General features: G+C 71.9%; 15 protein-coding genes. 5 read left to right on the top strand and 10 right to left on the bottom strand.

All coding sequences use genetic code 11. The features are described from left to right. Positions 1-127 precede the first annotated feature (127 nt). Positions 128-1,345, top strand: a complete 1,218-nt coding sequence (locus tag G3I54_RS27530) for an FAD-dependent monooxygenase (protein ID WP_164618196.1) — start codon at positions 128-130, stop codon at positions 1,343-1,345. 107 nt (positions 1,346-1,452) lie between these two features. Here G3I54_RS27530 and G3I54_RS27525 read toward each other — a convergent pair whose 3' ends face one another. The 8 genes from G3I54_RS27525 to G3I54_RS27490 all read right to left on the bottom strand — a co-directional run bounded on the left by G3I54_RS27525 (position 1,453) and on the right by G3I54_RS27490 (position 12,663). Beyond that, positions 1,453-2,184 carry an ABC transporter ATP-binding protein gene (locus G3I54_RS27525; protein ID WP_164618194.1) on the bottom strand — a complete coding sequence of 244 codons (732 nt, stop codon included), beginning with the start codon at positions 2,182-2,184 and terminating at the stop codon, positions 1,453-1,455. Between the two features lie 10 nt (positions 2,185-2,194). After that, positions 2,195-3,082, bottom strand: coding sequence for an ABC transporter ATP-binding protein (locus tag G3I54_RS27520; protein WP_239144593.1), 888 nt, complete (start codon positions 3,080-3,082; stop codon positions 2,195-2,197). Continuing rightward, a complete protein-coding gene (locus G3I54_RS27515) occupies positions 3,079-5,223 on the bottom strand; it encodes an ABC transporter permease (RefSeq protein ID WP_164618192.1) in 2,145 nt (714 codons plus the stop codon). Before G3I54_RS27515 ends, G3I54_RS27520 begins: the two co-directional genes overlap by 4 nt. A gap of 1 nt (position 5,224) precedes the next feature. Then, positions 5,225-6,430 carry an ABC transporter substrate-binding protein gene (locus G3I54_RS27510; RefSeq protein WP_164618190.1) on the bottom strand — a complete coding sequence of 402 codons (1,206 nt, stop codon included), beginning with the start codon at positions 6,428-6,430 and terminating at the stop codon, positions 5,225-5,227. 105 nt (positions 6,431-6,535) lie between these two features. After that, positions 6,536-6,940 carry a roadblock/LC7 domain-containing protein gene (locus G3I54_RS27505; RefSeq protein ID WP_164618188.1) on the bottom strand — a complete coding sequence of 135 codons (405 nt, stop codon included), beginning with the start codon at positions 6,938-6,940 and terminating at the stop codon, positions 6,536-6,538. Further along, on the bottom strand, positions 6,937-9,387 hold the full coding sequence (locus tag G3I54_RS27500; RefSeq protein WP_164618186.1) for a nitrate- and nitrite sensing domain-containing protein: 2,451 nt from the start codon (positions 9,385-9,387) through the stop codon (positions 6,937-6,939). The genes G3I54_RS27505 and G3I54_RS27500 overlap by 4 nt, the downstream gene beginning before the upstream one ends. 303 nt (positions 9,388-9,690) lie before the next feature. Next, on the bottom strand, positions 9,691-11,133 hold the full coding sequence (locus tag G3I54_RS27495; protein WP_164618184.1) for an aminopeptidase P family protein: 1,443 nt from the start codon (positions 11,131-11,133) through the stop codon (positions 9,691-9,693). A gap of 66 nt (positions 11,134-11,199) precedes the next feature. After that, positions 11,200-12,663 (bottom strand): aminopeptidase P family protein, encoded by a 1,464-nt coding sequence (locus tag G3I54_RS27490; RefSeq protein ID WP_164618181.1) that lies wholly within the window; start codon positions 12,661-12,663, stop codon positions 11,200-11,202. 118 nt (positions 12,664-12,781) lie between these two features. Here G3I54_RS27490 and G3I54_RS27485 point away from each other — a divergent pair, with 118 nt between their 5' ends. Further along, complete coding sequence (locus tag G3I54_RS27485; RefSeq protein WP_164618180.1) at positions 12,782-13,411, top strand: TetR/AcrR family transcriptional regulator; 630 nt, start codon at positions 12,782-12,784, stop codon at positions 13,409-13,411. 117 nt (positions 13,412-13,528) lie between these two features. Here the strand turns inward: G3I54_RS27485 and G3I54_RS27480 are convergent, their stop codons facing one another. Together G3I54_RS27480 and G3I54_RS27475 are read right to left on the bottom strand one after the other, a co-directional pair. Beyond that, positions 13,529-15,274: an ABC transporter ATP-binding protein gene (locus G3I54_RS27480; RefSeq protein ID WP_164618178.1), complete on the bottom strand. Its 1,746-nt coding sequence runs from the start codon at positions 15,272-15,274 to the stop codon at positions 13,529-13,531. After that, complete coding sequence (locus tag G3I54_RS27475) at positions 15,271-17,031, bottom strand: ABC transporter ATP-binding protein (RefSeq protein WP_164618176.1); 1,761 nt, start codon at positions 17,029-17,031, stop codon at positions 15,271-15,273. The genes G3I54_RS27480 and G3I54_RS27475 overlap by 4 nt, the downstream gene beginning before the upstream one ends. 95 nt (positions 17,032-17,126) lie before the next feature. On the opposite strand from G3I54_RS27475, the gene G3I54_RS27470 reads away from it, so the two are divergent. Genes G3I54_RS27470 through G3I54_RS27460 form a run of 3 tightly spaced genes read left to right on the top strand, consistent with a single transcriptional unit; the run spans position 17,127 to position 20,076 of the window. Then, complete coding sequence (locus G3I54_RS27470) at positions 17,127-18,179, top strand: ABC transporter substrate-binding protein (protein WP_164618173.1); 1,053 nt, start codon at positions 17,127-17,129, stop codon at positions 18,177-18,179. A gap of 8 nt (positions 18,180-18,187) precedes the next feature. Continuing rightward, entirely contained in the window at positions 18,188-19,291 is a 1,104-nt protein-coding gene (locus G3I54_RS27465) for an iron ABC transporter permease (RefSeq protein WP_164618171.1), read from the top strand. Further along, the gene (locus tag G3I54_RS27460; RefSeq protein WP_164618167.1) at positions 19,288-20,076 is read left to right on the top strand and encodes an ABC transporter ATP-binding protein; all 789 of its coding nucleotides are present in this window, start codon (positions 19,288-19,290) and stop codon (positions 20,074-20,076) included. The genes G3I54_RS27465 and G3I54_RS27460 overlap by 4 nt, the downstream gene beginning before the upstream one ends. Positions 20,077-20,282 lie beyond the last annotated feature (206 nt).

Below are 20,282 nucleotides of genomic sequence, written 5' to 3'. Positions count from 1 at the left end.
TGGGTCGGTCAACAGTCCCTGGAACAGGGCGATTTACGCCCGGCCGCGCCGCCACGAGATCCGAGTCCGGCCGGGCGGCCGGAACAGCCGGAACAGCCGGAAGCACCGAGTGAGTGGAGCGCCAGTCATGCGTGGAGGCAGTGTCGCCGTGGTCGGCGGCAGCATAGCGGGGTGTGCCGCGGCCCTGGCCGCGTCGCGCGGCGGAGCGGAGAGGGTCACCGTCCTGGAGCGCGCCGATGACCGGCTCCGTGACAGAGGGGTGGGCATCGCGCTCCAGAGCGACCGGTACGAGGAGCTGCGGGAGGCCGGGTACGTCGCGCCGGAGATGCCCTGGGCGCCGCTGACCCGGCGGGTGTGGAGCGTGCGGGACGGCGAGGCCGACCACGGCCGGGCCGTCGGCGAGCAGCCGTTCCCCTTCCGGGCCTACAGCTGGGGCTCGTTGTGGAGCGAGCTGCGCCGCCGGGTGCCCGAGGAGGTCGCCTACCGGTCCGGTGCGGTGGTCACCGGGGTGGAGCCGGACGCCGACGGTGTGACGCTGCGGCTCGCGGACGGGCACGAGGAGCACTTCGACGTGGTGATCGGGGCCGACGGATACCGTTCCGTCGTGCGCGAGGCCATGTTCCCCGGCGCGGACGCCACGTACGCCGGATACATCGGCTGGCGCGGCACCTCGTCGGATGTCGCGGACCTTCCGTCGGACGGCGACGACGCGCACAACATCGTCTTCCCCGGTGGCCATTGCATGATCTACCGCATCCCGGACGGCGTCGGCGGCCACCGGCTCAACTGGGTGCTCTACACCGCGCCTCCGCAGGCCGACGGCCTCCACCCCGACCTGCGGACCCCCACCTCACTGCCGCCGGGCCGGCTCAACTCCGAGCTCACCGCGCGTCTGCGCGCCCTGGTCGCCGACAACTTCCCGCCGTACTGGGCCTCCAGAGTGCTCCGCACCCCCGCCGACACCACCTTCATCCAGCCCATCTACGACCTGGAGGTGCCGCACTACACCTCGGGCCGGATGGTCCTCGTCGGTGACGCCGCCAGCGTCGCCCGCCCGCACATCGGCGGCGGCAGCGTGAAGGCGCTCCAGGACGCCACCGCGTTGGAGGCCGCCTGGAAGGCCGGGGGCAGTTGGAAGGAGGTCCTGGAGAGTTACGACGCCGGGCGCGGGCCCGTCGGGTCCGCCATGGTCGCGCTCGCCCGCCGGATGGGTGACGCGCAGGTCGAGAACACACCGGACTGGTCCGCCATGGGCCAGGCCGAGTTCGACGCGTGGTGGCAGGACCAGAACAAGGGCTCCGACCGGCGCAGCGGCTTCGGCGGCCACAGCATCAAGGCCGGGTAGGCAGCACAAGGCGGGTAGGCGCGGAGTACGAAGCGGTACGAGTGCGCGGCACGGGTGCGGCGACCCTGCGTGGGCCGTCGCACCCGTGCCCGTACCGCGGTCGCGTCTCAGGCCGCCGCCGTCGGCGCCAGCTCCAGCGCCGCGTGCAGCGCGGTGGCGTCGGCGCGGGCGTCCGCACCGGCCATGCGCAGCGTCACCCGCCCCGAGGTGAGGACCGTGAGCGTACGGGCGCACTCGGCGGCCTGGGCGGGGCTGGGGGACACCAGCAGTACGGCGATGCCCTCGGCCGCCAGCGTCGTCACCAGCTCGTGGACCTGCCGGACGAGGACCGGCGCGAGGCCCTCGGTCGGCTCGTCGAGCAGCAGTACCCGCGGCGAGCCGAGCAACGCGCGGGCCAGCGCCAGCATCTGCTGCTCGCCGCCGGACAGATCCGTACCCCGGTTGCCCCGGCGCTCGCCCAGCCGGGGCAGCAGTTCCAGGACGCGTGCGGGGGTCCACACGCTGGGGCGCGTCGTGTCGCCGCGGCGCGGCGGACGGTAGGACAGCCGCAGGTGCTCGTCGACGGTGAGCCCGGCGAACACCCGGCGGCCCTGCGGTACGAGCCCGATCCCGGCACGGGCGATCCGGTGCGCGGGCCGGCCCGTCACCTCGCGGCCGTCCAGGGTGACGGTTCCGGCGCTCGGGCGCATCAGCCCGGCGACGGTGTGGACGAGGGTGGTCTTGCCTGCGCCGTTGTGGCCGACGACGGCATGGACCGTGCCGGCGGGCACCGACAGGTCGAGCGCGTGGAGGACGGTGCCGCCGTGGTAGCCCGCGGTCAGGCCGGTGAGTTCGAGCATCGGGGGCCGGTCATCCTCTCGCTTCGGTTGCGGACGCTGATTCGGTTGCGGACGCCGCTTCGGTGACGGGATCCGCTTCGGTGGCGGGCGTCGCTTCGCTGACGGCCGCCGGCGAGCCCGTGCCGTGGTACGCGTCGCGGACCTCGGGATGCGCCAGCACCTCCTGGGTCTCGCCGGTGACGAGCACCTTCCCGGCGGCCAACACGGTCACGGTGGAGGCGATTTGGGCGACCACCTCGACATGGTGCTCGACCAGGATGACCGCCACACTCGCCGGCAGACCGCCGAGGATGCCGAGCAGCCGGCCGATGTCGCCGTCGGTCAGTCCGGCCGCGGGCTCGTCCAGGAGCAGCAGCCGGGGGTTGCCCGCCAGCGCGGCGGCGAGGTCGAGCATGCGGCGCTGCCCGTGCGAGAGTGTGGAGGCCGGCCGGTGGGCTAGGTCCGCGAGGCCGACGGTCTCCAGATGGCGGCCCGCGGACTCGGTGTGCAGCCGGTAGCGGGACGGGCTCCGCCAGGCCCCGCGGCGCTTCGGGTGGTGCGGCCATCCGGCCAGGACGACATTGTCCAGCACCGACAACTCCGCTATCACCGAAGGCTGTTGGAAGCTACGGGCGATGCCGAGGCGGCTGCGCCTGGCGGTGGGCGCCCGGGTGATGTCGGAGCCGTCGAGGGCGATCGTGCCGTGGTCGGGCCGGTCCGTGCCCGCGATGAGGTTGAGCAGGGTGGTCTTGCCCGCGCCGTTGGGGCCGATGACGGCGTGCCGGGCACCCGCCGGGAGCCGCAGGCTGACGTCGTCGACGGCGGTGAGCGTGCCGTATCGGCGGGTGAGCCGGGTGAGGTCCAGGACGGGGGGTGTCGGCGCCGGTGCCGTGGTCCCGGTGGTGGGTGCGGGTGTCATGGGGAGACCTTCCCGGCGGGGGCCGAGGTGGGAGCGGGCGACGGCTGATCCTGGGGCCGGGGAGCGTCGGAGGACGGCCCGCTGCCGCCGCCGGATCCGCCGCGCAGACCCGCAAGACCGCGCGGCAGCACGTACACGGTGGCGACGAAGAGCACGCCGAGCAGCAGCGGCCCGTGGCCGGGCCAGGAACCGGCGACCCAGTCCCGGGTGGCGACGATCAGCCCGGCGCCCAGCAGCGCGCCGATCACGGACGTCGTACCGCCGATGACCACCGCCAGCAGGGCGAACGCGGCGATCTCGAATCCGACGTCGGCGGGGGAGAGGTACTGCTGGACGGTCACCATCAGCGAACCGCCCACGCCGGCCAGCGCGCCCGCGCAGATGTGGGCCACCAGCAGGTAGCGCCCCACCGGATGCCCGGACGCGCGCATCCGCGCCTCGGCGCCCCGGGTGCCCGTCAGCAGCTTCCCCGCCGGGGAGCGCAGCACGAGCAGGGTGAGGGCGACGGCGACGACGGCGACGACGAGCGCGTAGTTGTACAGCTCGCTCTCCTCCAGCATCCCCTCCCCGCCCCAGAGCGCCTGCGTGGCCGGGAAGCCGACGAGTCCGTCGGCGCCGCCGGTCACGGACTTGAGCTGGTTGACGACCGCACCGGTCAGCTCGCCGATGGCCAGCGTGATCATCAGGACGGTGGTGCCGCGGGCCCGGATCACCGCCGGCCCCACCACCGCCGAGAAGACGGCGGCGGCGAGCGCCGAGAGGACGATCTGGACGGGGCCCGCGGTCCACCCGGCGTCCGCGAGATTCGCGGTGGCGTACGCGCCCACGGCGAACGGCGCGGTCTGCCCGAGGGTGGGGAGTCCGGCGTAACCGGTGAGGATGGTGACGCTGACCGCGAGCAGCCCCAGGGCCAGCGCGGAACCGGCCAGCGAGATGCTGTACGCGTCGAGCAGGGCCGGCAGGGCGATCAGCACCACGAGCAGCACGAGCAGCGGAGCCGCCTGCCACCACGCGGCCCGGCCCGGCAGTCGGCCGACCCACGACGGGCCACGGTTCGTCACGTCCCGGTCCGCCTCCGAGGCCTTCACCGCTCCTGGAGCCTCCGCCGCCCGTTCCGAGGCCTTCACCACGTCTGGAGTCTCCGCCGCCTGCTCCGACGCCTTCGCCTCTTCCTTCGCCGACCATGCCGCACCGCCCGACGGTCGTCGCAGCCGGGTCGCGAGAGCGCCCCGCAGCCGGGCGACCGGGTCCGGGGCGGGCCCCTCGGGGCCGTGTGCCGTCGCCGGTTCCGCGAAGCGGGAGCGCAGCACCAGGACCGCCGCCATCGCGGCGAAGAGCAGATACGGCGCCAGCTCGGGCGCCAACGAGACGCCCAGCGTCTGCACCTCGCCCACGGCGACCGCCGCGAAGAAGGTCGCCCACAGCGAGCGCAGCCCGCCGAGCACGACCACCACGAGGGACAGCATCAGCACCGTTTCCGACGTGCCGGGCCCGGGGCCGATGATCGGCGCCCCGAGCACGCCCGCCGCCCCGGCCAGCGCACCCGCCGCCGCGAGAACGCCGGTGTGCACCGCCCGGGGGCTGTGCCCGGTGGCCGCGAGCATCTGCGGATCGTCGGCGGCGGCCCGTACCGCCGCACCCATCCGGGTCCGGGTCAGCACCCAGGTCCCGAACGCCGCGAGCAGCACGGCCATCACGATGAAGCAGAGCCGGTAGGCGGGGTAGCGGTGCCCCAGCAGCGTCACCGAGGAGTCGAGCGCCTCGGGTACGCGTACGGGCAGTTCGTCCGCCCCGAAGAACTGGACGAGCAGATCACCGCCGATCAGGGCGAGCCCGAACGTCAGCAGTGCCTGCGCGAGATGCCCACGCCGGGCGAGCGGAGCCGTCGCGGCGGACAGCCCCGCCCCGGCGACGCACGCCGCGGCGGTTCCGGCGGCCAGGCCGAGGGCGAGCCCGCCCCAGGTCCCGTCGCTCAGCTCGGCCCCGGTGTAGGCGCCGATCGCGTACAGCGTGCCGTGGGACAGGTTCAGCACGCCCGCCGTGCCGAAGGCGAGGCTCAGTCCGGCGGCGACCACGAACAGCAGCAGCCCGAAGGCCACTCCGTCCACCGCCGGTACGAGGTGGGCGTCCAGGAGATCCATGTCAGCTGCCGAGCGTCGCCAGGTCCTGGACCATGACGTTGGCCAACTGGGCGCCGTCCGGCCGCACCTGGCGCAGGTACCACGTCTGCACCGGCGAGTGCGCCTTGTCGCCGAACTCCCAGGCGCCGCGCGGACTGTCGATCTGGCCGAGACCCGCGATGGCCTTGTTGATGGTCTGCGGCGTCACGTCGCCGTCCTTCGCCGCGTCGGCGATCGCCTTGTCCAGCACGGCGGCCGCGTCGTACGACGACATCGCGTAGGTGGTGGGCTGGGTGTCGTGCTCCGCGGTCCAGTCGGCGGCGAACTTGCGGTTCGCCTCGTTGTCGAGGTCGGCCGCGTAGTTCAGGACGGAGTAGATGTCCTTCGCCGCGGGCCCCTGGGCCTGGAGCACGCTGCCCTCGGTGACGAACGCCGTGTACAGCGGCAGATCGGCGATGTCCGACTGGGCGTACTGCTTGGCGAAGTCGATCGCGGCCTTGCCGGCGTAGAAGCAGTAGACGGCCTTGGCGTCCGTCTTGGCGATCTCCGCGAAGTACGGCATGAAGTTGGTCGTCTTCGGGAACGGCGTCCAGGTGGTCTTGCCGTCCGGGTTGGCGAGCTTCCCCTTCACCCGCTTGAACTCATCGGTGAAGCCGCGGAGTTCGTCGTAACCGCCCTGGTAGTCCGGGCCGATCGCGTAGACCGGACCGTCGACCTTCTCCTTGATGTACGGCGCGATGGCCTTGCCCGGCTCGTCGGACAGGAAGCTCGTCGTCCACACGTACTCGATGTCCTTGACCGGCGGCCGGGCGTTCGACCCCAGGAAGGGGATCTTGGCCTGCTGGGTCAGGGGCAGCACCGCGTTGACCGAGCCGCCGCCGACGAGGCCCGTCAACACGTCGACCTTGTCCTTCTTGACCAGCTTGGTGGCCGCGGGCACGGCGGTCGGCGGCCCGTCGCCCTCGTCCGCCACGATGAGCTCGACCTTGCGGCCGCCCAGCTTGTTGCCGTGGGTGTCCAGATACAGCTTGAAGCCGTCCCGCAGCTCCGTGCCGACCGGCTCGTACGTGCCCGACAGGGAGGCCACCAGGCCGACCTTCACGGTGTCGTCGGAGGAGCCGCTGTCGCCGCTGCACCCGGTGACGGCCGCGAGGCCGAGGGCGAGGGCGGCGGCGCCGACGGGACGGAATCTGCGGTGGCGGGGACTCGATGGCGTGAAGGGGAACATGAGGGCTCTCATCAGGGGTGGAGGGACAGCGGGCGTGGCGGGGGGCGGCAGGATCGAGGTGTCCCGGTCGGGACCGGGCGCGGCCGGGGGAGGCCGGGCCGGAGGTCAGCGCGCGGGCGGCAGGCTCGGGTCGCGGACCTGGGGGGACAGCGAGTCGCCGACCTGGTTGATCAGTTCGGACATCATGTAGCTGACCTCACCGATGTCCGCGTCCCTGGTGGTGGTCACGAGCAGCGAGGCCCCGCTGGAGACGGCCATCGAGAACATGTAGCCGCCCTCCATCGCGGTGAGACTGTGCTCCACGGGGTCGGTATTGGTCAACTGGGCTGCCGCGGAGAGCAGGTTGACGACGCCGGACGCGATGGCGGCCAGCCGCTCGGCGTCGTCGCGTTCCACGCCGGTGTACGCCAGCGCGAGTCCGTCCACGGACACCGCTATCGCCTGGGTGACTTCCGGGAGACGCCCGGCGAAATCGCTCAGGATCCAGCTCAGGTCGGAGGAGGTGGTCATTTCTCGGTCCGTTCGGTGTTGTCGTCCGGGGCGGAACGCCCCCGGTGGTTCGTGCTCCGGTTGATCCCCTGGGCGTAGGCCGCCAGCACGTCGGAGACTTGCCGGGAGTCCCGGCGGCGGGGCGACGGCCGCGGAGCACTGGCGCCGGGCCGCTGTTCGGCACCGCCCCGTTTGCCGGCGGTGGGCCACTGCTGAGGTGTTCGGCGCTGCCGCAGGGGCAGCCCCGAGGAACTGACCCCGGCGACACGCGACACCGGCTCGTCGTGCACGGGATGCGGCGCGGGAGTGGTCTCGTGCCCCCGCTCACCCGTGGTGGCGGATGCGGGTACGGGCTCCGTGTCGCGCCCGTGCTCACGCGTGGGTACGGCCCCGGGAGCGCTGTCCTGCCCCCGCTCGCGGGCGCCGACCCCCGCCCCGACCGGGGTGCCCCCGTGGGCGGGCCAGGTGTCCGCCGCGGCGGGCTGCCGGCGACCGGTCGGCCCCGGCGGTGTGATCGGGCGCGGCGCCTCGTAGCCGACATCGTTGCCGGGCCCGCCCCGCGACGGCCCCTGGGCCTCCTTGAAGTCCAGGGCCAGCACCTTCGCGGGCAGCGTGACCTCGGCGATGGTGCCGGGGCCCGAGGAGTCGCGCAGTTCGACAACGATGCCGTGGCGCGCGGCGAGCCGTGCCACCACATGCAGACCCATGGACCGTACGTCGCCGATGCCCGCCTGCGGTTCGCGCAGCGCGGCGTTGTGGACCGCGCGGCGCTCCGCCGTGATGCCCACGCCCTCGTCGACGATCTGCACGACGGCCCGGTCCCACAGCCGCCAGACGGCGACCCCGACCTGCTTGTCCGGGGGCGAATAGCGGGTCGCGTTGTCGAGCAGCTCCGCCAGGATGTGCGCCACGTCGTGCACGGCGCGGGCGGTGATGCCGATCCCCGACTCGATCACGCCGAGCGAGACACGGTCGAACCGCTCGATCTGCTGGGCGGCGGCCACGATGACGGTGGAGCACCCGACATCGGCCGAGCGCACCCGGGCGTTGCCGTAACCGCCCAGTACCAGCAGGTTGTTGGTGTTGCGCTCCATGCGGACCGCGAGGTGGTCGAGGGCGAAGAGGGTCTTCATCCGTACGGGGTCGGCCTCGTCGCGCTGCACGGTGTCCAGCTCGGACACCATGACCGCGGTCAACCGGGCTCCCCGGCGCGCGACTCCGACCAGAGTCTCGGCCAACTGCTCGTGCGCCTGCGCCTGTTGTGCGGCGAGGCGGACGGCCTCGTGGTGGACGGCGTTGAACGCCTCACCGACTTCGCCGATCTCGTCCTGGCCCGTGGTCCTGACCGGGTCGCCGGTCCGCCGGGCCACCTCCTCGGGCGTCGCCCCGCGCAGCGCGCCGGGCCGGGACAGCTCGTTCATCACGGCGGGCAGCCCGGAGTGGGCCACCTCGTGCGCGGCGTTGCGCAGATCGCGCAGCCGCCGGATCATGACGCGACCCAGGCGGATCGCGACGACGACGACGCCGACCAGGGTCAGGACCACCAGGGCGACCTCCGCGCCGGCCGTCCAGACGAGCCTGGTGCGTACGTCGGAGACCTGGGCGAGGACGGCGGCGTCGACCCGCTTCTCCACCGAACGCAGCAGCTCCTGACGGTCGCCCGCGGCCTTCTGCCACTCCTTCGGGGTGACCGTGATGTCCTTGCCGGCGCCCGTGCGCCCGATCTCGTCCTCCAGCCGCCGGGCCTCCAGCGCCTTCGCCCCGGACAGGGTGCGCTCCAGCCAGGTCCGCCATTCGCCCGGACCGAGGTCGAACATGACGCCGATCGACTCGGTGTAGCCCATCCGGCCGGCGTCGAAGGTCCGCTGCGAGGCGGTGGTGAAACCCCCCGCGGCCTGGGCCCTCGCCACGGTGACCTGCTGCTGGGCGGTGTGCTCGGCGGCCTCGGACAGGGCGGCCGCGGCACGGATCCGGTCCGCGATGTCGGCGTCGACGCCGTCCGCCTGCGCGATGCCGTCGCGGTAGCTGTTGAGGTCGGCGATCACAATCCGATAGCCGAAGGCGAGCGCGGAGACGGTACTGCTGCCCGAGCGCACCTGGGCGCGGAGCCCGGGCATCTCCTCGATGAAGCGCTCGATACGGTCCAGGGCGCCCTGTGCGCTGCCGGGTACCGAGGAGAGTCCCCTGGTCCGGTCGCGGAACGCGGCGATGCTCTCGTCGGTCGCGTTCGCACGCAACCGGAACGCTTCCGCGTCCCCCTGTTCGGAGATCAGAGCGGTGGCCGCCGCCCGCTCACGCTGCAACCGGTGGGCCAACTCGCTCGCTCCGTCGGCGGCATCGACCATCGAGGTCAGCCGGTCGGCCTGGAGCGCCTGGTTCGTCGCGGGTGCGAGGGCGAGAACCGCGAAGGCGACGGCCACGGTGAGCGGTGCGGTGACGAGAAGTACGAGGCGACGATTGATTTTCACTGCGCGGCTCCGTCGCCGGAGCCGGGCTCGAATATCGGTGACACGCAGATACCTGTTAACGGGTTGTGGGGGGTGTCGGTGAGGGCGTGCAGATGGGGTCAACGATGCTGGTGGGACAGGAGAGGCCCCAGGGGCGCGCGGCATGATCCTATGCCGTAGTGCGCTCCTTCGGACGGGTGAATCTCTGAAAAATCTGCGCACCGACCGCACAAAGGTGGCCTGACCTCGATCACAAGTGTGCGAAAAAAGAAGGCTATTGAGCCAATGCGGCGTGTCCGGGCACCGCCTGGGGCCTCGGTTCCGTCACCGCGACGCGGCCATCCACGCCTCGACCTCGTCCGCACCGCGCGGCAGCCCCGACGACAGGCACAGCGCACCGTCGGACGTGATCACGAAGTCGTCCTCGATCCGTACGCCGATGCCGCGCAGCTCCTCGGGAATCGTCAGGTCGTCGGGCTGGAAGTACAACCCGGGCTCGACGGTGAGCACATGGCCCTCCTCCAGCACGCCGCCCAGGTACGTCTCGCTGCGGGCGGCCGCGCAGTCGTGGCAGTCCAGGCCGAGCATGTGGCCCGTACCGCAGACGGTGTAGCGGCGGTACAGGTCGGGCTCGTGAGGGATCGACCCGCCACCGGGCCGCAGCCCCCAGGAGTCGAGCCCCTCGGCGATGACGTGTGTCGCCGCGTCGTGGAACGCGCCGTACGGCGCACCGGGCCGCAGCGCCGCGATGCCGGCCGACTGGGCGGTGAACACCAGCTCGTAGACGCGGCGTTGGACATCCGTGAAGCGGCCGCCGACCGGCAGCGTCCGGGTGACGTCCCCGGTGTAGAGCGAGTCGGCCTCGACACCCGCGTCCAGCAGGAGCAGCTCCCCTTCCCGTACCGGCCCGTCGTTGTGCATCCAGTGCAGCACGCACGCGTGCGCGCCGGCCGCCGCGATGGTCTCGAACCCCAGGCCGTAACCCTCCAGCCGGGCCCGCCGGTTGAAGGTGCCTTCGACCCACCGCTCGCCCCGCGCGAGGCGGGTGGCGTGGGGCAGTTCACCGACGACGTCGTGGAAGCCGGCGACCGTGTGCCCCACGGCGGCGCGCAGCTGCTCGATCTCCCACTCGTCCTTGACCAGCCGCAACTCCGAGAGCAAGGAGAGCAGTTCGGCGTCGGCGGGGCCGGACGCCGGGACCAGCGCGTCGACGAGCGCGTCCACGCCGCGCACCACCCGGGTCGGTACGCCGCCGCCGAGCGCCCGCTCCACGCCGTCCCGGGCGGCCGCGTCGACGCCGAGGGCGTCGGCGGTCTCCCGGAGCGTCCGGCGCCGGCCGACCCAGAACTCGCCGTGCTGCCGGTCGCTGTAGAACTCCGCCCCGGACGGACCGGCGTCGCGCGGTGACCGCGGCCGGGTGAACAGGGTGACCTCGTGCCCGCTGCCGGTGGGTTCGAGGACGAGCACACTGTCCGGCACCGCCGATGTCCCCTGCTCGGAGGTGAGGTGGATGAACGCGGAATGCGGCCGGAAGGCGTAGTCGAAGTCGTTGCTGCGGGTCCTGAGCCCGCCCGACGGGACGACGATCCGCTCGCCGGGGAACCGCTCGGACACCGCCGCACGCCGTTTGGCCGCGCTCGCGGCTCCGGAGACGGGCGGAAGCCTTCTGTCCGTGTCCGCCCACCCCTGCCGAAAGACCTCGGCCACCGCGGCCGGTGTCCGACGGTCGTGGTTCCTGGCCCCGCGCGAGCCGTCCCGCTGTTCCATCGCACGCCTTCCCGTCATCCGGCACCCGTGTCATCAGGTGTCCGGGTCATGTGCCTGTTCCCGTCGTCAGCCCCGCAGCCGGGCCATCCACGCCTCCACCTCGGCGGCGGCCCGCGGAAGGTCGGCCGAGAGGTTCTCGTTGCCCTCCTCGGTGACCAGGAAGTCGTCCTCGATCCGCACACCGATGCCGCGGAGCTCCTCGGGCACGGTCAGGTCGTCCGACTGGAAGTACAGGCCCGGCTCGACGGTGAGCACCATGCCCGCCGCCAGCGTCCCGTCCACGTACAGCTCGGTGCGGGCCTTCGCGCAGTCGTGGACGTCCAGGCCGAGCATGTGCCCCGTGCCGGCCAGCGTCCAGCGGCGGTGCAGCCCCAGTTCGTACGCCTCGTCCACCGACCTCCCGCCGAACAGGCCCCAGGAGGCCAGGTGTTCGGCCAGCACCCGCTGGGCGGCATGGTGGAAGTCCCGGTATTCGGCGCCGGGCCTGACCGCGGCGATACCGGCCGACTGCGCCTCGTACACCGCGTCGTACACCGTGCGCTGGACCGGTGTGAAACGGCCGTCGACCGGCAGGGTGCGGGTGACGTCGGCGGTGTAGAGGTTGCGGCTCTCCACTCCGGCGTCGATCAGCAGCAGTTCGCCCGGGCGGGTCTCGCCGTCGTTGCGGACCCAGTGCAGGGTCGTGGCGTGCGGTCCCGCCGCGCAGACCGACGCGTAGCCGACGTCGTTGCCCTCGATCCGCGCGCGCATCCAGAAAGTGCCCTCGATGACCCGCTCCGGCGTCGGCGTGTCCGTGCCGAGGACGCGCACCACGTCCTCGAAGCCACGGGCGGTCGCCCGACAGGCGTCACGCAGGTCGGCGATCTCGAACGCGTCTTTGATCAGGCGCAGTTCGGACAGCGCGGCGCGGAACTCGGCGTCCCGCTCGGCGGTCACCCTGTCGGCGAGGGCGGCGTCGACGCCCGCGTCGTAGCCGCGCAGCAGCCGGATCGGGCCGGAGGCCGCGGCGAGCCGCTCGGTGAGGGTGCGGACATCACGGCAGGGCAGGCCGAGCAGCCGCTCGCTCTCGGTGAGGCTGTTGCGGCGGCCGTCCCAGAGCTCGCCGTGGTAGTCGAGCCAGAACTCGCCGTTCTCGCGGTCGGACCGGGGACGCAGATAGGCGATGGCCCTGTGCTCGCCGCCCCGGCCGGGCTCCAGGACCAGCACGGAGTCCTGCGACCGGTCGCCCGTCAGATAGGCGTAGTCGGAGGACGGCCGGAACGGGTAGTTCGTGTCGTTGGCGCGGACCTTAGGGTTTCCGGCGGGGATCACCAGGAGTTCACCGGGGAACCGGGCGGAGAGCGCAGCCCGGCGGCGTGCGGTGTACGCCGCCTGCGCGACGGGTTCGAGGTCGTGGCGCTCGGTGTCCGCCCAGCCCTGCTTCATGTTCTCGGCGAGCTCGCCGCTCACGTCCCCGTACAGGCCGTTCTTCCGCGCCCTGTTCTCGTCCGGTTCATCGGCCACGACCGGCTCCTGATGCGCATCCGCCATGCTCGTTCCTCCTCGATCGTGGACCGGAACTCGCAATGTACGGTGTGACATTGCACAGTACAAGAGGGGTGTCACCCCACCGGTGTCCGGCCCATGCCCACCACGTAGAATCCGTGAAATGAGTGTGCGCCGCCGAGCTACCCCTGGCCGCCCGCGAACCAAACCCGCCGAGGAGCGGCGCGCCGACCTCATGGACGCGGCCGAGAGGGTGTTCGCCGAGCGGGGGATCGACGCTGCTCGGATCGATGAGATCACGGAGCGCGCGGGTGTCGCGATCGGCACCTTCTATCTGCACTTCAGCTCCAAACGCGACCTCATGCTCGCCGTACAGGCCCGGTTCATCGACCGACTGGTCGAGCGACAGGACGAGGCGGTGCGGAGACTGCCCGCCGACGACTGGGTCGGACGCGTGGACGCCTGGCTCAGCGACGCGGTCCGCGTCTATGTGGAACACGCCGAACTGCACGACGTGTTGTACGGCCACACTCCCATCAACGCCACGACGGAGATTCAGGTCAGCCCGGAGAACGCGCATGTCGAAGCGTTCCGGCGCCTCATCACCGAGCGTCCGAACCCGCCGGCGGACGCCCCGAACCCCGCGATGGCGGCGAATCTGATCTACAGCGCCTGGTACGGGGCCACCCACACGCTGCTGCATCACGAAGCCGAGGACATCGACCGGCTGGCCGACGAGCTCATCGCCGACATCACCGACCTCGCACACCGCTATCTGCGCACCGAGGCCTGAGCGACGAGGCCCGAGCACCGAGGCCTGAGCGACGAGGCCCGAGCCGGGCTGCCGACGACCCTCGGGTGCGGATCGCCGACAGCGGAGCGGGTCCGTGACCGGTACCGGTACCGCCGGTCAGGAACTCACATCGGCGATCCGCCAGTGACGTGCCTGCTCGTACTGTGAGCTCAGGCGCGCGAACGTGCCACCCGTGAGCAGCAGTTCCTCCCGCGTGCCCGTCTCCACGACCCGGCCCCCGTCGAGCGCGACCACATGATCCGCGGCGGCCAGGGTGGCGGGGCGATGGGCGATCACGATCACCGTACGGCCGGGGTCGGCGCCGAGGTTGGCGATGGCCCGGGTGATCGCGGCCTCGTTCTCCGGGTCGAGAGCGGAGCTGGCCTCGTCGACGAGGACGATACGAGCCCGCTTGAGCATCGCCCGGGCGATCGCGACGCGCTGGCGTTCGCCGCCCGACAACTGCGCGCCGCCCTCGCCCACCCGGGTCTGCCAGCCGGCGGGCAGCCGCTCGATCACCTCGTCGAGCCGCGCCGCGGTGGCCGCCTCCTGCAACTCCTCCCAGGTCGCCTCGGGGCGCGCCAGGCGCAGGTTGTCCTCGATGGTGTCGTCGAAGAGATAGACGTCCTGGAAGACGATGGCGATCTCGTCGAGCAAGGTGGCCGGGTCGAGTTCGCGTACGTCGACGCCACCGACGCGCAGCTCTCCCGAATCGATGTCGAAGAACCGGGCGATGAGCCGGGTCGCCGTCGTCTTCCCGGACCCCGAGGGCCCGACCAGGGCGGTGGTGGTGCCCGGCGGGCAGTGCAGGGACACCTCCTTGAGGGCGGGGGTGTCGCCGCCCGGGTAGGTGAAGGTGACGTTCGAGAACTCGACGTCGGCCTCGGCGATCCGGCGCACCGGCTCGGCCGGAACCGGCAGCGCGGGAGTGGACAGCAGCTCCTCGATCCGCGCGATCTGGTTGCGCAACGCGCGCAGGGCGCCGATGAGTTCGATGAGGTTGCCGAGCGGCTCCAGGAAGCGGGCGGCCAGCACGAGCAGCACGATCGCCTTGGCGGCGTCGATGCGCCCGCTGAGCATGAGCTCGGCGGTCAGTGCGAGCACTGCGACGAATCCGGCCATGATCACACCGGTGTAGACGAAGAACGGCTGCCGCGCGCGGCGCATGCCCTCCCGATAGGTCTCGCGGTGGTCCTCCAGCGCGGCGCGCATCCGGGGTGTGCCCTCGGCGTGGCCGGCCGCCCGCAGGACCGGCTGGGCCTGGCCGAGCTCGATCGCCCGGCTGGCGACCCCGGCCGCCGCTCGCTCCAGCTCGATCTCGGCGATCTCGGAGATCCGCGCGGCCCGTTGCAGGGCGATGTAGGCGACCAGCGCGATCGCGCACAGCAGCAGCGCCATCCGCCAGTCGACCGTGAACGTCACGACCACGACCGTCGCGGGCAGCAGGGTCGAGGTGATCACGGGCCCGCCGATGGTCACGGCCAGATGCGCGGCGCTGCCCACGTCCGCGGTCACCCCGCGGGCGAGCCGGGCCTTGTGCTCGGCGGTGAACCAGCCCAGCGTCAGCGTGCTCACATGGTGCATCAACCGCCGCCGCAGCTGGGCCGCGAGCGCGCCCGCCGCCGCGAAGCCCACCGGGGTGGCGACGATGCTCAGCACCGCGTACAGCACCGCGCCGACCGCGCCGAGCACCAGCCACGGGGTGGCCGCTCCGACGTCCGGTTCGGGGCGCACGACGGCGTCCAGGATCGGGATGAGCAGCGCCAGCAGCAGGCCCTGCAGGACGGCCTGCCCCGCGGTGAGCAGCCACAGCCGGGCCAGCAGCTTCGGGTTGGGCCAGAGCCGGTAAAGGCGGCGGATCACGCGAGCACCCCTTCCTGTGCGGCCCACATCCGGGCGTACAGCCCGTCGCGCGCGAGCAGTTCTTCGTGGCGGCCCTGTTCGACCAGCCGGCCGTTCTCCAGTACGAGGATCTGGGCGGCGCCCGCGATGGTGTGCAGCCGGTGGGCGATCACGATCACGGTCTTGCCCACCGCGAGGTTGGCCAGCGCCTCCTGGACCGCCGACTCGCTGTCGGCGTCCAGCGCGGCCGTCGCCTCGTCCAGGACGACGATCGGCGCCCCGGAGAGGATCGCCCGCGCGATCGTCAGCCGCTGCCGCTCACCGCCGGACAGACTGCCGCCGCCCGCGTCGAGCAGCGTGTCGTACCCGTCGGGCATGCTCTCGATCACCTCGTGGATGTGCGCCGCCTCCGCCGCCGCGCGGACCTCGGCGTCGCTCGCGCCGGGCCGGCCGATGCGGATGTTCTCCGCCACGCTGTCGCGCAGCAGGGCGACATCCTGGAAGACCAGGGACATCGACGCCAGCAGCTTCGCGGACGGGATGGCGCGTACGTCCACCCCGCCGATCCGGAGCGAGCCCTCCGTCACCTCGTAGAAGCGCGGCAGCAGGCTGGCGAGGGTCGTCTTGCCGGCGCCCGACGGGCCCACGATCGCGGTCACCCGGCCGGGCGGACAGACGGCGCTGATCTCCTCGACCGCGTTGGTCACCCCGTCGTAGGAGAAGGAGACCCGGTCGAACTCGACGCCGTGGCCACCGGGCAGCTGCGGCTCCGCGGGCTCGGGCAGCGGCGTACGGGCCAGCAGCCGCTCGATGTTGGCCGCGCCCATCCGGCCCTTGCGCACTCCCTGGGCGGCGGTCACGGCGGGGAGAATGGAGTTGGGCAGTCCGATGGCGACGACCAGGAACGCCACCAGGTCTGCGACGCCCAGCGAGCCGCGGTCGACGAGGAACAGGCCGACGGCCGCCACGGCGGTGAGCACGGCCATCTCCGAGCCGAACAGCCGCGAAGCCGCCGAGCTGTGGCGCACCTCGGCGACCCAGGCCGCGAACGCCTGGGTGTGCTCGTCCACGGCGTCGTCGAAGCGGCGCAGGACCCGGCCCCCGGTGCCGAACGTCTTGACCACCTGGATCCCGTCGGCGTACTCGACGCTGGCGGCGCTGATGCGCGCGTCGGCGGCGACCAGCCGGTTCATATGGGCCGTCATGGATCGCATCGAGATACGGAAGAAGATCCCCATCAGCAACAGCACGCCCAGCACGACGAACGCCATGCGGACATCGACGAAGAGCAGATAGCCCGTCGCGACGACCATCACCGTGGTCGCCCCGACCAACTGCCCCAGGGCGTGCGCGATGACCTCGTGCATCTCCTCCAGGTCACCCGTCATCGCTCGCTTGACCTTGCCCGAGCCCGCGGCGCGGAACCAGCCGAGGGGCAGCTTGCCGAGGTGGGTCACGATCTGCACGCGCACGTCGTGCAGGATCGCCGCGTCCGCGTAGTGCCCCACGCGGGAGGACTGCACGAACAGGACGAGCCAGGCGCCGCCGCCCGCGGCGCCGATGCCGACCCAGGTCCAGATCGCGGTGTGCGACTCCGCGGGGTTGTCGAGCATGAGCCGGGCGATCTCGGCGACGGCGATGTAGGGCACGATGCCCGCCGCCGCACTCAGGCTCGACAGGACCGCGCAGATGACGAGTTGGGTCCGGATCGGAGCGAGCAGGCGCAGTAAGGCGCCGGGTCCCGCCAGCCCCGGAGTCTGCGATGTTGATGGTTTCATTAGGGTACCCTAACATGGCGACTGAGGCTCATTCAATAATGCGCGCAGCGCCCGGAGATACCCCTCGCGACCGCTACCGAAGGGAACCGCTCTTCATGTTCCAGCCGCATGGTGACCACCCGTCAGCGAGCATCCGGCCACGCGCTGCTCCGCACCGGCCCCGGGCCGCGCTCGGCGCCCTCGTCGCGCTCACGGCTCTCGGAGCGACCGGGTGCTCAGGCGCCGACACGGGCCCGCGCCAACAGAGCGCGGCGAGCGGGATCACCTTCGAGTCCTGTAGTCGCACCGTCGAGCTCGACCGGGTGCCGAAGCGCGTGGCGATCACCACGGACGCCATCGCCGACACCCTGTTCGCGTTGGACGTCGGCGACCGGATCGTCGCCAAGACCCGCGGCGAGTCCGCCCCCGCGCCCGAGTTGAAGGAGCGCCTCGCGGATCTGCCGAGCCTCGGGACGCGTAATCCGAGCGTCGAGGCGCTGATCGCGGCCAAGCCCGATCTCCTGATCACCGATCAGGTCGAGAAGGTCTCCGGCAAACTGGGCAGTCCGAGCATCGCCGAACTGAAGAAGCTGGGCATCGCCACCTATGTGGTCGGCGGCGGTTGCGCGGCGGACCTGAGCGCGGACACCTCCGGGCTCGACGCGCTCGACGCCGACATCGGCCAACTCGGCACGGTCTTCGGCGTGGAGGCTCGCGCGAAGGCCTTGCGGGACAAGCTGCGCGGCAGCCTCGACGACGTACGCCGGCGGACCGCCCAGCAGCCCAGGAGCGAGGTCGCCGAGATCTCCCAGGTCGCCGGCCAGCTCTATGTGACCACGGGCGGCCTCGCGAACGACGTGCTCGAACGGGCGGGCGGCAAGAACGTCTTCGCCGATCTGCCAGGGCAGTTCGCCCCGGTCAGCGCCGAACAGATCGTCGCCCGCAACCCCCGGGCCATCATCGTGGACAACTTCACGGCGACGACGAAGGGCCGGAACGACGCGGTCGCGTTCCTGAACCGCACCTTCCCCACCGTCGACGCGGTCAAGGAAGGCCGGGTCCTCGTCATCGACGCGGCCAAGACCGGGGCGCGCGGCAGTACGCGGCCGGTGGCGGGCGTCACCGAGATAGCGAGCTTCCTGCACCCGAGCACGTCCCGCTCCCAGTAAGGTCCGCGATGCACAAGCAATCACCCGCCACCACCGTCACCGGTGACGAAGGGCCCTCGCAGGGCGGCGGCCGGCCGACTCCACGGCGCGGCGGCCGGCATGTCTCCCTGGCCGTCGTCGCACCGCTGCTGTTCGTCCTCCTCCTCGTCACGGTCTGCGTGGCCGTGTCCGTGGGATCCGTCGGGGTGCGGCTGGAGACCGTCACCAAGGTCATCGGCGGCCATCTGATCGGCGCCGGGACGCCCGCGAGTGTCATGGACGACCAGATCGTGTGGAACCTGCGGCTGCCGCGCGTTCTGCTGGCCGCCGCCGTCGGCGCCGGGCTCGCCGTCGTCGGTGTCACGCTGCAGGCGACCGTCCGCAATCCGCTCGCCGACCCCTATGTGCTCGGCGTCTCCGCGGGCGCCGGGCTGATGGCCTCCATCGCGATCACCCTCGGATCGGCGGCGGTGGCAGGCCTGTCGACGTCGGCCGCGGCCTTCGCCGGAGCGCTCGTGGCGATGGCCGCGGTCCTCGGACTGTCGCGCCGCGCGGGCCGGGTCGTCCCGAGCCGGCTGATCCTCGCCGGGGTGACCCTCTCCTATCTGTTCAGCGGAGCCACCAGCTTCGTCATCTTCCGGAGCGGCAACGCCGACGCGGCGCACTCGGTGCTGTTCTGGCTGCTGGGCTCCCTGTCGGAGTCGTCGTGGTCGAACCTGGCGGTGCCGGCGGCGGCCGTGCTGGTCGTCGGCGTCCATCTGATGCTGCGGACCCGGACCCTCAACGCACTCGCGGCCGGTGACGACGCGGCGCTCTCGCTCGGCGTATCCGTGCACCGCGTCCGCATCCGCCTCCTGGTCACCGCCTCCCTCCTGACCGGCGTCCTGGTCGCCGTGTCCGGCGGAATCGGCTTCGTGGGACTCATCGTTCCCCATCTCGTACGCCTGGTCGTCGGCCCGGACCACCGCCGGCTGCTCCCCATCGCGATGCTGGTCGGCGCGGTCTACCTGGTCGTCGTCGATGTGCTCTGCCGGGTTCTCGTCCGCCCCGAGGAACTACCCATCGGGATCGTCACCGCCGTGCTCGGCGCGCCGGTCTTCCTGTGGCTGCTGCGACGCTCGGAGGCGTCATGAGACTTTCCCTGTCCGGTGTGAGCGTCCGGATCGGTTCCGTCCCGATCGTGGCGGACTGCGATCTGACCGTCGAGGACGGCGAACGCGTCGGCCTCGTCGGCCCCAACGGCAGCGGCAAGACCTCGCTGCTCCGTACGATCTACCGCGCGCTCGATCCGTTCGCCGGCCGCGTCGAGCTGTCCGGCGACGATGTGACGACGCTCGGCCAGCGCGAGGTCGCCCGGCGTGCCGCGCTCGTCGCCCAGGACAGCACTCCGGACTTCGACTTCACCGTGGAGGAAGTCGTGGCCATGGGGCGCGGACCGTGGCTCCGGACCTTCGAGTCGACCACCGGTCGCGGGGACGCGCCGATCACCGCCGCACTGGAGCGGGTCCGGCTGGCGGACCACCGCACCCGCAGGCTCTCCACCCTGTCCGGTGGTGAGCGGCAGCGGGCTCTGGTGGCCCGCGCGCTCGCCCAGGAGAGCCCGCTGCTTCTCCTGGACGAACCGACCAACCATCTCGACGTGTACGCGGCGCTCGAACTCCTGGAGCTCGTACGCGATCTCGGGCGTGCGACGCTGTGTGTGCTGCACGATCTCAATCTCGCGGCCACCTACTGCGACCGGCTCTACGTCCTGCACCGCGGGCGGATCGTCGCGGGCGGCCCGCCCGCGGAGGTACTCACCCCCGAACGCGTCAGGACCGTCTTCGGAGTCACCTGCACGCATCTGACCCATCCGGCCACCGGCGGCCTGCTTCTCGCGTTCTCACCGCGGCAGGTCGCCCCGGTCCATCATCCGTGACGGTCGTCAAAAGGTTCCGTCCGGAGGGTGACTAAATGAAGGTGCTCGGCGATTGTCGCAAAATCGTTTCGCCGGTTGACGGCGGCCGACACCGTGGTAAGAATCTCCTCCAGGTTCCTGATTAACATTTGGATGATTGTCACCATATTGACCTTCGGTCGTCGCCGGAATTCGTCGTGCCATGGCATCGCGGAGCGATCCCCGAA

Source organism: Streptomyces sp. SID14515 (assembly GCF_010548505.1).
GTDB lineage: Bacteria > Actinomycetota > Actinomycetes > Streptomycetales > Streptomycetaceae > Streptomyces > Streptomyces caviscabies.
This window is presented reverse-complemented; position numbering and strand designations above follow the sequence as displayed.

Bases quoted from the DNA above. Each gene is read 5' to 3' on its own strand.
- G3I54_RS27530 (WP_164618196.1), top strand. From the start codon at position 128: ATGCGTGGAGGCAGTGTCGCCGTGGTCGGCGGCAGCATAGCGGGGTGT.
- G3I54_RS27525 (WP_164618194.1), bottom strand. From the start codon at position 2,184: ATGCTCGAACTCACCGGCCTGACCGCGGGCTACCACGGCGGCACCGTC.
- G3I54_RS27520 (WP_239144593.1), bottom strand. From the start codon at position 3,082: ATGACACCCGCACCCACCACCGGGACCACGGCACCGGCGCCGACACCC.
- G3I54_RS27515 (WP_164618192.1), bottom strand. From the start codon at position 5,223: ATGGATCTCCTGGACGCCCACCTCGTACCGGCGGTGGACGGAGTGGCC.
- G3I54_RS27510 (WP_164618190.1), bottom strand. From the start codon at position 6,430: ATGTTCCCCTTCACGCCATCGAGTCCCCGCCACCGCAGATTCCGTCCC.
- G3I54_RS27505 (WP_164618188.1), bottom strand. From the start codon at position 6,940: ATGACCACCTCCTCCGACCTGAGCTGGATCCTGAGCGATTTCGCCGGG.
- G3I54_RS27495 (WP_164618184.1), bottom strand. From the start codon at position 11,133: ATGGAACAGCGGGACGGCTCGCGCGGGGCCAGGAACCACGACCGTCGG.
- G3I54_RS27490 (WP_164618181.1), bottom strand. From the start codon at position 12,663: ATGGCGGATGCGCATCAGGAGCCGGTCGTGGCCGATGAACCGGACGAG.
- G3I54_RS27485 (WP_164618180.1), top strand. From the start codon at position 12,782: ATGAGTGTGCGCCGCCGAGCTACCCCTGGCCGCCCGCGAACCAAACCC.
- G3I54_RS27475 (WP_164618176.1), bottom strand. From the start codon at position 17,031: ATGAAACCATCAACATCGCAGACTCCGGGGCTGGCGGGACCCGGCGCC.
- G3I54_RS27470 (WP_164618173.1), top strand. From the start codon at position 17,127: ATGTTCCAGCCGCATGGTGACCACCCGTCAGCGAGCATCCGGCCACGC.
- G3I54_RS27465 (WP_164618171.1), top strand. From the start codon at position 18,188: ATGCACAAGCAATCACCCGCCACCACCGTCACCGGTGACGAAGGGCCC.
- G3I54_RS27460 (WP_164618167.1), top strand. From the start codon at position 19,288: ATGAGACTTTCCCTGTCCGGTGTGAGCGTCCGGATCGGTTCCGTCCCG.